We start from the raw sequence: 13,794 nt of genomic DNA on the forward strand, positions 1-13,794 counted from the left end.
TTAACTATCTTTCTCTACTAACAACGCTTCCATTAAATCCAACTCATGTAGCAATAATTGGAGTGTTTCATTACTAATTTTTCGCGTTGCTCTTAAATGGTAAAGTTCACCACGCTCAGCACGTAATGCCGTTAAACGAAAACGTCTTTCGAGATCTTCCTCTAACGCGTTATGGAGCATCTCATCTTGATCCGCAGTACGACGTCGTAAATATCCTGTAACACGAGAAGCAACTTCATTGATTTCTTCTGCATCCAACTGCTCTTCAGTACTTGCAGCTAAGCGCTCTTCCATTTTATTCAGACTGACAATTGCCACTTCTGCCATCACTTTCCGTGCATAGCGAACTTCATTTTTATCTGCTTCTTTATCAGTTGTCTTCACGCCTTTTAATAAGAAAGGAAGTGAAATGATACCCACTAAAATCGACAATAAAATAACACCAGCAGCAATAAAGATAATTTGATAACGTCCCGGGAAAGTGCTGCCATCAGTTAAAAAGAGTGGAATAGAAAGCGCACCTGCAAGCGTAATGGCACCACGAACACCCGCAAATGACGATAACCACAACTCACGCGTTGTATAATTAGCGAAATCAAGCGGATGCTTTTTCATAAAGATCCGGCTAGTTTTCTTCATTAACCATAACCACGTAAATCGCAGGAGCAGCAGTGCAAAGTAGATAACGAAAACTGCCGCAAACAGCATCCAGACTTCAACTTCTGGGTCAAGATCTGCTTGAATAACAGAGCTAGTCCAAATAATAGGAAGCTGTAAGCCCAGCATGATAAAGACAAGGCCGTTAAAGACAAATTCAAGCATTGACCATACGCTATCAGCACGTAAGCGCATCGCAAGAGGCGCATTCCTGATAACGCCAGATTTACTGATAGTCATACCGGCGGCAACAGCCGCTAAAATACCAGAAAAACCAATATGTTCTGCAATAAGGTAAGAGGCAAAAGGTAGCAACAACATAAAAACGATTTGTGTAGCGGGGTCGTCTCCGCTCCAACGGCTCATCAATCGTAAAGATTTACTGTAAATTAAGGTGACACCAATACCTGCTAATAATCCGCCTATGGCGACTTTGAAAAATTCAAGGGTTGCACCACCCACAGTAAATACCATCGTGCCCATTGCCACAGCAACCGCAAATTTCAAGGCCACCAGACCCGAAGCATCATTCATTAGTGCTTCGCCTTCTAATATGCCCATTATTCGCTTAGGTATTCGCCCTTTACCAACGATGGAAGAGAGTGCGACCGCATCCGTTGGCGAAAGTACGGCCGCCAACGCAAATGCCGAGATCAGAGGGATGCTTGGCATCATCCAATAAATCAGATAACCGATACCCACAACGGTCACCATAACTAAAACAAGCACTAGAATAAAAATCTCACGCCCATTTTGAATAAACTCTCGTGTCGGTGTTTTCCAACCATCAACAAAAAGTAAAGGTGGGATCAATAGAACGAGGAATAATTCAGGATCAAAAGTGACATGTAAACCAAACTGAGGCCATGCCAATAAAGCCCCTATCACAATCTGTATTAATGGTAACGGAACACGAAAGGGAATTAATTTTGTGATAACTCCCGAAACTGAAACCACCAGTATTAAAATCAAAATAGTAAAGAAAATTTCCATGTTACCCTTACATGCCTATTTTTATCCTGAAACCAGCCATTTCCCCTTATAAAAGGGAAACCTACCGAACGATAAAGAAACATATTATGTAAAATTCGCGCATCGTACTTTTCTTTATCAATGTATCTATGCTTATTTTAAACAGATCCCACATAGACTCTGTGAGAATATTTAAAAATTAAGATTAATCGTAGCTAACACCGCACATTGTACATAATTTATTGTTCTCTATTTATTAACGGCATTAATTCTAGAAAGCATACGTTTTTATTTCTCTTTTTCAGTCTAAGCAATGTAATAGACCGTATAAAAACGTAAAACGTTAAGTTATTAAATAAAAAATCATAGATAAATAACAATTACGATTAAATTTGAGAGCTAACGCGTAATGCTAATGATTATTCAATTGTTCTTAACATCGACATCATAACAACATCACAATATTTACCTTCTTTAAAAGCAGCTTTACGGCGTACACCTTCAACTTCAAAACCTAGTTTCTTATACAAATGCAAACCTCTTTCGTTGTCTGAATACACTTCTAATTCTAATCGTGTGGCTGCTAACCAGTTGAAAGCATAATCAATTGCTGTCTTGATAAGTAATTTACCAACACCTTTTCCTGAGTATTCAGCGCCAACACCGATACCAAAACTGACAATGTGGCGACGACGAGGATGATTATCGATTATCAGTGCTAAATGCCCCGCGACTTGATCATCAATAGTTGCAACAAAATGAGGAATATTTTGTTCTGAAAACTCAAGTAATCTTTTTTTCCACATCGTGACCGAAGGGTAAGGAAATTGGCAAGTACAAATATATAAATCAGGATGAGTATATAACTGTTGAATTGCGGCTGCGTCGTCTGGCTCACCATGGCGTATTTTTATTTCTTGCATATATTCTACCAAAAATTTAACAACTAGACTTAATTTCGACAATAGCGAATAAAAGTAGATAAATAAATAGCAAAAAGGCGGAATAAAAATATATTCCGCCTTTTGTCTTTAAAACCGATTATTTAAATTAAATTGCCCACTCACCCGCATAAAATGCCACTAAAGCAATAGTAATTAATACAGTACCAATATTGAGTTTACGCCATTCACCTGCAAAGACACGACCAATAACCAAACAGCCGAAACCTAACATAATACCGGTGACAATATTACACGTTAAAACAATAAATACAGCGCACACCATGCCTGACATTGCATCAACAAAATCACTAAAATCTAACTTAGTGACGTTACCTAGCATCAATAAACCCACATACATTAATGCTGGTGCCGTTGCATAAGCGGGAACTAAATAAGAGAGAGGCGATAAGAAAAGGATCAATAAAAATAAAATGCCCACCACTGTTGCGGTTAATCCAGTTTTACCACCAGCGGCTGTTCCTGCAGCAGATTCAACATAAACCGCAGCTGGTGCGGCGCCAATAACGCCCGCAAAAATGCTACTAACAGAGTCAGAAGTCAGCGCTTTTCCGCCATTAATAATTTGCCCGCGTTTATCTAATAAGTTTGCTTGACCTGCAACAGCACGAATAGTCCCAGTTGCATCAAAAATAGCGGTCATTACTAATGCTAATACGCTAGGTAAAACTAAAGGTTGTAATGCTCCTTTAATATCCATTGCGAATAATAAAGAAAGTCCATCTTCACCCAATTGAGGCATTTTAAAAACACCTTGGTATTTCACATTAGGATCGAAAATCAGCCCAATAATCGAAATGGCAACAATCACTAATAATACGCCACCTGGAACTTTGCGTTTTTCTAATCCGAAAATAGCGGCTAATCCTGCAAGTGACATCAGAACAGAAAATGAAGTGAATTTACCCATTGCCACAGGCAAACCATCAAAGGGGTTTTTAACGACAAGCCCAACACTATTGGCGGCAATTAAAAGTAAAAATAAACCTATCCCTATTCCTGCGCCATGAGCAATACCTGTCGGAATATTTTTTAAGATCCAAGTACGAATGCCAGTTAATGAGAATACAGTGAATAAACACCCCATTAAGAATACGGCGCCTAATGCAACAGGCACAGAGATGTTTTGTCCCAAAACCAAGCTAAAAGCGGTAAATGCTGTTAATGAAATAGCACAACCAATCGCCATAGGAAGATTTGCCCACAATCCCATGAGAAGAGAGCCCAATCCCGCGACTAAACAGGTTGCAATAAAAACCGCTGTATGTGGAAAACCAGCTTGTCCTAACATACTAGGAACAACAATCACGGAATACACCATAGCCAGAAATGTCGTCAAACCGGCGATCATTTCTTTGCGAACAGTAGTACCACGAGCTGTAAGTTTAAAATAGCTATCCAGTTTACCTGTGCTTGCTGATTGATTAGCAGACATTACATTCCTCTGACATAAAAACGGTTCACTCTCCAAAAAAACGGAAACGATTACGTATCAATTAAAATAACCTCTTACCGATAAAAATCTTAAGAGGGAGTCAAAAAGCAAACGTTTGGTTTTGTGTGTGGACTGAGTGAGAGAATTTGACGCAAACGATTATCTGGTGATATTAGGGTAAGAATCAAGTGAAAAAATACATTTTTAATAAAAATGTCATAAAAAGATAGTTTAAAGTTAGAAAAACAGAAAAAGAGGAAAGCAGCTGCCTACTTTCCTCATTATTCTACTTTTGTACAATTATCCAATGTCATATTTATCTCACAGTGGAAAACATCTTAGTTAATTGTTTTTATTTAATTTATATTATCTATCACAATAATTAGGTATATCTATCTATTATTAGTAACTTTAATAAGTTACTTAGATAAATAATACCTTCCGTTCCCAATGTGTGGCAATTAATGATATGCAGTATTCATTATTTTTATCTGAAGATAAGTTTATCTTCTACTTCTAACGTTAGATGAATAGATGCCGTTTTAGCAAACAGTTTTCTGTTTTGTATAAGCATTTCTAGATTATTCTTAATAAATTTTAAAATAAGTTCAATTACGAAAGATAATTATAACCATTTATAGAAAACAAGAAGATAAGATCTTAATATTTAGAAATCGAGAAAAGAAAGGCTTCCTCTATCGTCATTCTATCGCTAAATAGAATACGATAGAGAAAAAATCATATTAAGATGGGCTATTATTGAGTGTTTTAACACCGAGATTCCAACGTTCCATCGTTGATACTAAGAATAAACCTGTCATAGCAACCAATAAGAATGGTAGTGAAGATGAAGAAATTTCTGACATCGCGCCAGCCAGCAAAGGCCCTGATAAATTACCAATCCCCCATAACATCGCAGCGGATGCATTTGCGACCATCAGATCATTGCCTGAGAAATATTGTCCAATTTGTACCAACGCAATGGTGTATATCGCACCCGCTGTTGCACCCAGTACCAGTAATAAAGGCCAAATCAAAAATGTATGAGACATCGTGATAGGTAATAATAAGCTTGCAAGTAAAGTCACGACACCACAAACTCGATATAACCGCGTTCTATTCATATGATCGGCAAGCCAGCCAAATGGCATTTGCATAATTGCATCACCCGCTAAAATCGCGCTTATCATCATTGCCGCAATAGCTTCAGTATGCCCTACACTTAAGCCATAAATAGGAAACATAGAAAGCACTGTGCCATCAAAAAAAGCAAAGAAAACAATGCCACCACAGATTGCTGGTGCAACTTTAACAAAGCGGATAATAGAAAAATTAGGCTCTTGTGTATCTTTTGGTAATTTATCGCCTATTTTTTGATCCATCATTAAAAACAGGACAATAGAGATAATATGAATAAAGACACTAATTAAAATCGGTGTCTTATCTGCAACGCCATAAAGCGCAATAATTGAAGGCCCTAATAACTGGCTAATCGTAAATACCGTGGTATATACCGCTAAAATCCGCCCACGTTTATTATCTGGTGAAAGCTCATTAATCCACGTTTCCCCTAAACAAATCATCACACCACTGGCAATACCCGTGATTAATCGTAAAGGAAATAGCAACTCTAAAGGCAAACTTCCCATTAAGGGCAATAAGCTTATTGCAGAAATAATGGTAGCTAATAGCATGGCAAAGCGTTTACCGATCCATTGCACAATACGCCGAGCAAAGGGTGAAATAATTAACATTCCAATAGCGGGTGCTGCGGAAATAAGCCCAATAATAGATTCATTAATACCCACTAAATTAAGGCGCAGTGCCACCATAGGAATAGTTAATCCGATAACAATCCCGATAACGCCAATACTTACCGTGATAGTGGTTATCGCAAAAACTTCAGATTGGCGATAATTTTGATGTGACATGTTATTTTGTTTCTGCAAATAACAGAAACCTCTGTAATAAAAGGAAGGTGGTTAAATAAAATATTGTCATATATTATAGGGGATAAGAAATAGATAAACATGCTTAAAAAGCAACATTAATTAGAGAAAAATCTCTATTTGACTCTCGATGATCTTTACCTTTCACAATATTCTCACTTCATCGTTATTTATCCTACAACGCTTAAAAAAAATAACGATAGATAAGCACAGTACCTGATGCCAATACAATGGTATAAATCACACTCATTAAATTAGCGTAATCATTAAAACTAGAACAGTGATCGTAAGCCTATTCACAAATACAGCAGAAACAGGATCTCATTTTTCCGAATACGGTTAATTAGTGTTATTATCTAATTACAATAACACTTTTAAACTAACGATATTTTGAATTGGCAATGAACTCACAACCCCCTAAAAAAACGAATGAATACCTTGGTAATAAAGTCAAACAGTTAAGACAATCTCGAAATTTATCACTTAATGAGTTATCAAGAAAATCGGGAATATCCAAGGCTGCATTGTCAAAATTAGAATCGGGTGATTCTAATCCTAGAATCGATACCTTAGAGGCTATCGCAATAGCCCTTGGCTTTCCTTTGGGAGATTTATTTAGTTTTACACGCGAAGAGTACCCTCGCTTAGAACGACATAAACCTATCGTGGGTGATTATGCCCAAGAGTTTAAATTTCGTATTGGCATCGGCAATATTACTGAAATTTGGCATATCGAAATGAAGCATGGCGCGATCATCAATAGCCCTGCTCACGCTGACGGCACCCAAGAGCACATCATGGTCTATTCTGGTAAATTAATGATGCGTTTTGATAACGACGAAACCGTCTTACTAGAAACTGGCGATTTTTATGCTTTCCACGGTAATGTCCCTCACTCATATATCTGTGTTGAAGGACATTTGCGTGCCTCTGTGATTATGTCTAGCCCAAATCAGCAGCATTATCATCACCGCCCTTAAGCGATATTATTGGCTCTTTCAATTAGTGAGTGAGCCAATAATATAAGGCGATTAATTTAAATAACTTTCCATTTGCTCAAAAACACGTAGATCATCGCTGAATCTCACTTCTTTTACGTCTTCAAGCTTTTCCACCTGACTAACCATTTGCATAAGACGATCATCTTTTTGCACTAATAGCCAAATACGGCTTTTATCGCTGTTTTTCATTGGTAAACACAAAATGCCATCAACGTTAAATGCACGGCGAGCAAATAGCCCACAAATATGGGTCATAACACCGGGATGGTTGCGAACAATCAATTCCAGCGCGATAGGTTGTGATTGGTTTGACATAAATTAAGCTCCTATCATCTCAATATTTGCAGCCCCAGGTGGAACCATTGGAAATACTTTTTCATGGATATCAATCATAACGTGAATTAAACACGGACCGGGTTTTTCAATTGCTGCTTTTAATGCACTCGCAGGATCCGCTTCCTGATTTAAGTCACAGGTATCTAAACCGAAACCTTGTGCAATACGAATAAAATCTGTTTGATAAGGGTAAGCCGCAGCATAAATACGTTCTTCAAAAAACAGCGTTTGTTGTTGGTGAACTAACCCCAATGCCTGATTATTTATCAAAATAATTTTGATATCTAATTGGTGCTCAGCCGCCGTAGCAAATTCTTGAATATTCATCATAATGCTACCATCCCCCGAGAAGCAGAGGATTTTCTTATCTGGCTCGGCTAACGCGGCACCAATCGCAGCCGGTAAACCAAATCCCATCGTACCTAAGCCACCCGATGTTAACCATTGTCGAGGTCGATTTAGCGGATACGCCTGTGCTACCCACATCTGATGTTGTCCAACGTCTGTTGTAATAATAGCGTCATCATCAACACAGTTTGCAGCCGCTAAGACAATGCCATAACCACTTAGAATATTCTCAGAGTTTTTCATTTCCAATGGATATTCTTGTTTCAGTGTCGTAACACGCTCGATCCATTCATTACGCTTATTTGTATTAATCAATGGTAATAACAGTGATAACACTGATTTCGCATCAGCGTGGATCGCAATATCTGGGCGTTTGATTTTGCTAATTTCAGCGCGATCGATATCAACATGAATAATTTTGGCGTTAGGGCAAAACTTCTCTGCTTTACCAATAGCACGATCGTCAAATCGCGCCCCTAATACAATCAGCAGATCCGCTTCTTCTAAAATAAAATTGGTGCTACGCGTCGCATGCATACCTAACATCCCCAAATACAGTGGATGAGAAGGTGGCATTAATCCTAAACCCATTAAGGTCATGGTTGTCGGCAGGTTATTTTTCTCTGCTAATTCAATCGCTTCTTTACATGCTTCAGAGCTAATGATCCCCCCACCTAAATATAAAACAGGATTTTTAGCTTGATTAATCATTTGCGCCGCTTGTATTACTAAATCAGTATTAAATGCGGGAACAGGATCTTTTTGTGGAATAGGTGGTAACGCTTCTAATGTAATTGTGGCTTGCTGAATATCTTTTGGCACGTCAACCCAAACCGGCCCCGGTCTTCCTGACATTGCTAAACGAAACGCATCACAAATAATGTCAGGTAAGTCCGCAATATCGCGTACTAAATAGTTATGTTTCGTGATTGGAATAGACATGCCATAGGTATCAACTTCTTGGAAAGCATCGGTTCCAATCATCGCTGAAGACACCTGACCCGTAATACAAACTAAAGGAATAGAATCCAGTTTAGCATCGGCAATTGCTGTCACTAAATTTGTTGCACCCGGCCCGCTCGATGCAATACAAACAGCAGGTTTACCATTTGCTCGGGCAATACCTTGTGCAATAAAACCAGCACCTTGTTCATGACGAGTTAAGATATGCCGAATAGATTTACTTTGGCTTAAAGCATCATATAGCGGAAGTGCTGCACCACCAGGGATCCCTGCAACTGTCGTAATACCTTGCCGTTCCAGTAAATAAACGATTAATTGCGCCCCCGTAAACGTTCTACTTGTTGTGGCGTTTTCTTGTTGATCACCCATTTTTATCTGTCCTTTGTTCTAAGCCGGACTTAATGGGCAGGTAGAAAAGAAAAACCCCGCCCGGTTAGTTCGCCGGCGGGGTTTCGAAACTGTGTTGATTCGGACCCGTTACGGCGCTTTGCCGACGACCACCACCACACGCACGACAACCACAGCCGCGATGTGCGCTGTTAGTCGTAGGCTTTGTAGTAGAGTAGTGATGATCATGGGTTACCTATCAATTAATTTAATGATGTGTTTACGTGTTATCTGTATTTAAAAAAACATAACTTCTACAAATTAACAACCTTTTTTTTCGGTTTATTTTTTATCACCGCTAAAAACGAGAGCTAGATCACTTCTAGTGAAAATCAAAAAATAATCTTGATTGCAGCACAAAAAACCAGATTAATTTCATATTACAGAATAACCAAAAATCCTTTTATCTGCGTAAACACACCAACTCACTTCATAAAAAAGCACTGGAATCAATATATGCTGATACCAGCCTATAACTAGGTACATCTACTGTAGCGATAGCGCCATAATGAGCATCACTAAAAACCCCAAGCCGTGAAAAAGACAGGACAATAAAACCTAAACCAATAATTAATAAAACGCCCACTAATTTAGCTATTAGTTAAATTATGCTTTTACAATTAATATTAATGATACATTTCAATACTAGAATAATTTAGCCAGCATCATCACAGCACTACAAATAATTAAAATTAAAGTCGCATACTGAAATATCCTGTCAGGCATTCTGATCAACAGCCACTTAGACAGTGGAATAGAGATTAGCGAACCTAAGAATAACAAAAGTGCCAAATGAATATCCGTATGCCCATCTTGCATGTAAGCTAATGCTGAAGATCCTGATAACAATGTTGTCGTAAAGATAGAAGTACCGATAGCTTGCTTAATAGAAAGATTCGCATAACGTAGCAATAACGGTAACACAACGACACCACCACCTACCCCCGTCGCTCCTAAAACAACACCTGCGGCAATCGCTGGAAGTAATAGTGCTTTAATATTTAAAGGCGCTAGTTTTGTATTTTCAACCACAACGGGAGGTAATGAGAAAAACATTCTCTGTACAAAAAGAAATAAAGAAAAAATAATCGCAGCCACCACAAGCGCATTAATTCCCCACTCGACTTGTTGCTGATACTGCTCTAATGAACCTAAATAATTAACCAAAACACTAGCCAAAAAAGTACTTGGTAGCATTATTCCTAATACAATCATTGCTCTTTTAAAAGGAATATTGCCAAGGCGAAAATGCATATAAGACGAGGTGACTTTCATCAACATAGACAATAAATTGGCTGTTGCAACTGCCATTAATGCATTCATACCAAAAAAATAGGTCAATACAGGTAAAACAATAACACCGCCCCCCACGCCCGTTGTGCTAATAATTAAACCAATAGCAGCACCTACCGCTAATGTGGTGATAAGTAACATTATTGATTTCCTTGTATAACAGCTTCTCGCCCTTTTAATAAGGCTTTTTCTGCCGACTCATTCGCTAATGTCATATATTTAAAAAACAGCACATCAAAAGCCACCATTTGTAAAACTTGTGGTGTGATCACTCCTAATTGAGAGTGTTGTTCGTCATAAAAATAAGGCAATGTATAATCTGATAATCGAGTTGCTTCATCTTGTCCAAAACGCGTTAATGCTACTGTTAAACAACCTTCATTTTTTGCCGATTTCAGCATTCGATTAATATCGGCCGTATTTCCTCGTGCAGTCACAGCAATAGCCAAATCATCAACTGATAAATTGGCGGAATAAGCCAATTGAGCATGAAGATCTGGACTAAATAAGGCGTTTTTATTCACGCGAATAAGCTTATGAAAAATATCACTCGCCACAACGGCAGAGGCGCCAATCCCAAACAGGACAATGCGTTTAGCTGAGACCATTTTTTCAGCCAGCAAATCAATACAATTGGGATCTAACAAAGCTAATGAGTCCTGAATAGCGCTAGTAAACAGATGCCCTGTTTTGGAAATAATTAATTCTGTTGAGTCTGTTTTCGCAAGATTGCCATAGAGAATATCACCACTGCTTTTTTGTTGCTTTTCTTCTGAAAGGTAATCAATTTTAAATTCAGGATAACCACGATATCCCATTTGACGAGAGAAACGGATAACAGAAGCACTACTTACACCGGCTTTAAGTGCCAGTTCAGCTGCATTCATACTGGCAATATTCTCACTATTCTCTAATAGATAATGAGCGATACGCTGTTCTGTGCCTTTGCCCTGAATGAGCAAACTCTCAAGCTTTTTGGTCAGTGTCGACATTCTGTTATCCTTTTTATTTCTGACTTATTTCTCTGGATCTGTAAATCCCATTAGCATACTGGCAATAAAACCGACAATCCATGCGCCTAATACCGCGATCAGGAACTTAATAATTTGCCCATCACCGACTAACGGAATTAATGATAACCCAGCAGTACCAAATGGAATAATGATCCCAACTTGGAAATATGCCATTAATGCACCACCAGCCGCACCACCAATACATCCTGCAATAAATGGTTTTCCAAGTGGAAGCGAAACACCAAACAATAAAGGCTCACCGACACCGAAAATACCCACAGGTAATGCGCCCATTAATGTTTTCTTTAAACGTTGATTTTTAGTGCGTAGATAAACCCAAAAACAAGAGCCTACTTGCCCCATTCCGCCCATAGCCAAAATTGGAAATAGATAATTTAAACCAAAGGTATTTAAGATTTCGGTATGAATAGGAATTAACCCTTGATGTAATCCCGTTAAGAGTAAAAATAAGAAACTTCCTCCTAACGCCGCACCAGTTACCACCGCACCACCACCTTGATTCAATAGTGATAATGATACGCCTTGTGCTAATAACTGATTAAGATAATGGCCGATAGGTTGGAATATCATAATCGCCACAAGAGAAGAGACTAAAATCGTCACAAACGGCGTTAAGATAAGGTCAAGACTCTCTTTAACGATGCTACGAAACCATAATTCTAATTTTGAAGAGAATACAACCACCATTAATACCGCAAAGATCCCGCCACTGTTTGGCTGTAATTTCTCACCAAATAAAGTGATATCGGCAAGCCCTGGCATCGCTAATAATCCCGCCATGACCGCACCAATCGATGTTGATGCGCCCAATTCTTTAGCGGTATTTATCCCAATCATGATAGAGAGATACGCAAATACCGTACTACCAATTAATTTGAATAATTTAAATAGTTCAGGGAACTGCTCAACTAAGCCCGGTGCGACTAAACGGATAATATTAATTAACCCCATAATCAAACCGCAGCCAATTAAAGCAGGAATGGTAGGAACAAAAATAGCCGCTAATGTATTTAGCATACGGCGGATTGAGAAGCCTTTTTTCACTGAGTTTGACGCTGGCTTATCTTCACTACTTGCTGAACTTTTTTGCATACGTTTATTCATGATGGAATAAACCTTTGCCGCAGTCCCCATTCCGACAATCACTTGATGCTGTTCACCATTAAATACAACGCCTTTAACGCCTTCGACTTGTTTTAAAGCGTCTGCATCAAAAAGTGAACTGTCCTTTAAAATCAGTCGAATGCGAGTCATACAATGTGTTAGGGTTGCCACATTTTGAAACCCACCAGCGTGTTTTTCTATTTCTATTGCTAACGTGTCGAGATGTTCTATTTTATTAGCCATATGCGTGCCTGCTAAAGTTTAGAGTGTTTACTCATATTGTTATTAGTTAAATAGGGCAAGTTGCTGTTGCAGCGAACGATAAGGATATTGCTGTGTGATTTGCTCAACTTTCTCCACACTCAGGTGAAGTTCATACATCAAAATGGCTTTTCTAGGATGATAATTAACCATTTGTAACAAGGCTCTGGCTCTTTCATGTGAAATTCCACACACTTCGCTGACAATACCTTCAGCACGACGTTGCAATTTCTCATTACTCGCAATCACATCCACCATCAGGTTTTTATGCACTTTCCCGAGCTTAGTCATTACACTGGTGCTTAACATCCCTAGGATCATTTTTTGAGCTGTACCACTTTTCATTCTTGTGGAGCCTGTTAACACCTCTGCGCCTACGTCTGGTGCAATAGATAGATCAGCAATCTCACTCATCTTACTTTTGCCACGCGTGGTAATAGATATTGTTAACGCTTTTAGTTTCTTACCATATTGCAAAGCCGCGACAGTGAAGGGAGTGCGGCCACTTGCGGCAATACCAATAACAACATCTTTATCACTAACATGACGACGTTGAAGCTCTTCAATTGCCGCCTCTCGGCTATCTTCAATATTTTCAACCGCTTTTAGCATTGCATCATGACCACCTGCAATAATTGCCTGTACTAATGTAGAAGGTACACCAAAAGTTGGTGGACATTCAGCACTATCTAGTACAGCTAATCGGCCACTGGTTCCCGCGCCAACATAAAAAATACGCCCACCTTTTTGCAAACGTTCAGTTATTTTTTCTACTGCTTTAGCAATAGCAGGTAATTCTTTTTTAACTGCATTTGCAACCGTCATATCTGCACTATTGATAAGCGTAACCAACTCTAAAGCACTTAATTCAGAAAACTGTGTTGTTTCTTGATTGCTTTCATTTTTAAGACATTCGCTTAATGCATCTTCTTTCATCACCACAACCTTATGAAATTATATTTCAATTAAAATTACATCCAATGAAATTACATTTCAAGCCTATTTGTCATGATGGTGTGAAATGAATCACATTAAGCCCTGTTTTTTGCTTTGTAAGAAATTCAACAGTGGCTATAAAAATAAAGTAATCAA

The 13,794-nt window shown here is 38.5% G+C and carries 12 protein-coding genes; 1 reads left to right on the forward strand and 11 read right to left on the reverse strand.

Features of this window, described 5'->3' with window-relative positions:
- The 4 genes from DK861_RS06335 to DK861_RS06350 all read right to left on the reverse strand — a co-directional run bounded on the left by DK861_RS06335 (window position 1) and on the right by DK861_RS06350 (window position 5,957).
- Complete coding sequence (locus DK861_RS06335) at window positions 1–1,650, reverse strand: Na+/H+ antiporter (RefSeq protein ID WP_072064506.1); 1,650 nt, start codon at window positions 1,648–1,650, stop codon at window positions 1–3.
- A gap of 398 nt (window positions 1,651–2,048) precedes the next feature.
- On the reverse strand, window positions 2,049–2,552 hold the full coding sequence (locus DK861_RS06340; RefSeq protein WP_006535569.1) for a GNAT family N-acetyltransferase: 504 nt from the start codon (window positions 2,550–2,552) through the stop codon (window positions 2,049–2,051).
- A 127-nt stretch (window positions 2,553–2,679) separates the two neighbouring features.
- Window positions 2,680–4,026 carry an NCS2 family permease gene (locus DK861_RS06345; RefSeq protein ID WP_072064508.1) on the reverse strand — a complete coding sequence of 449 codons (1,347 nt, stop codon included), beginning with the start codon at window positions 4,024–4,026 and terminating at the stop codon, window positions 2,680–2,682.
- Between the two features lie 743 nt (window positions 4,027–4,769).
- The gene (locus DK861_RS06350) at window positions 4,770–5,957 is read right to left on the reverse strand and encodes an MFS transporter (protein WP_109399596.1); all 1,188 of its coding nucleotides are present in this window, start codon (window positions 5,955–5,957) and stop codon (window positions 4,770–4,772) included.
- A gap of 419 nt (window positions 5,958–6,376) precedes the next feature.
- On the opposite strand from DK861_RS06350, the gene DK861_RS06355 reads away from it, so the two are divergent.
- The gene (locus DK861_RS06355; RefSeq protein WP_072064510.1) at window positions 6,377–6,955 is read left to right on the forward strand and encodes an XRE family transcriptional regulator; all 579 of its coding nucleotides are present in this window, start codon (window positions 6,377–6,379) and stop codon (window positions 6,953–6,955) included.
- A 51-nt stretch (window positions 6,956–7,006) separates the two neighbouring features.
- Here the strand turns inward: DK861_RS06355 and ilvN are convergent, their stop codons facing one another.
- The 7 genes from ilvN to murQ form a co-directional block, all read right to left on the reverse strand.
- A complete protein-coding gene (gene ilvN, locus DK861_RS06360) occupies window positions 7,007–7,291 on the reverse strand; it encodes an acetolactate synthase small subunit (RefSeq protein ID WP_006535577.1) in 285 nt (94 codons plus the stop codon).
- Window positions 7,292–7,294: 3 nt separating this feature from the next.
- Window positions 7,295–8,992 carry an acetolactate synthase large subunit gene (gene ilvB, locus DK861_RS06365; protein ID WP_109399597.1) on the reverse strand — a complete coding sequence of 566 codons (1,698 nt, stop codon included), beginning with the start codon at window positions 8,990–8,992 and terminating at the stop codon, window positions 7,295–7,297.
- Between the two features lie 108 nt (window positions 8,993–9,100).
- Window positions 9,101–9,199 carry an ilvB operon leader peptide IvbL gene (gene ivbL, locus DK861_RS06370; RefSeq protein ID WP_071788573.1) on the reverse strand — a complete coding sequence of 33 codons (99 nt, stop codon included), beginning with the start codon at window positions 9,197–9,199 and terminating at the stop codon, window positions 9,101–9,103.
- Between the two features lie 456 nt (window positions 9,200–9,655).
- Window positions 9,656–10,444: a sulfite exporter TauE/SafE family protein gene (locus DK861_RS06375; protein ID WP_072064514.1), complete on the reverse strand. Its 789-nt coding sequence runs from the start codon at window positions 10,442–10,444 to the stop codon at window positions 9,656–9,658.
- Window positions 10,444–11,295, reverse strand: coding sequence for a MurR/RpiR family transcriptional regulator (locus tag DK861_RS06380; RefSeq protein WP_109399598.1), 852 nt, complete (start codon window positions 11,293–11,295; stop codon window positions 10,444–10,446). Before DK861_RS06380 ends, DK861_RS06375 begins: the two co-directional genes overlap by 1 nt.
- Window positions 11,296–11,319: 24 nt before the next feature.
- On the reverse strand, window positions 11,320–12,684 hold the full coding sequence (locus tag DK861_RS06385) for a PTS transporter subunit EIIC (RefSeq protein WP_109399599.1): 1,365 nt from the start codon (window positions 12,682–12,684) through the stop codon (window positions 11,320–11,322).
- Between the two features lie 42 nt (window positions 12,685–12,726).
- Window positions 12,727–13,638, reverse strand: coding sequence for an N-acetylmuramic acid 6-phosphate etherase (murQ, locus tag DK861_RS06390; protein ID WP_072064517.1), 912 nt, complete (start codon window positions 13,636–13,638; stop codon window positions 12,727–12,729).
- Window positions 13,639–13,794: the final 156 nt, after the last annotated feature.

Origin of the sequence: Proteus sp. TJ1640 (assembly GCF_003144445.1) — a bacterium.
GTDB lineage: Bacteria > Pseudomonadota > Gammaproteobacteria > Enterobacterales > Enterobacteriaceae > Proteus > Proteus penneri.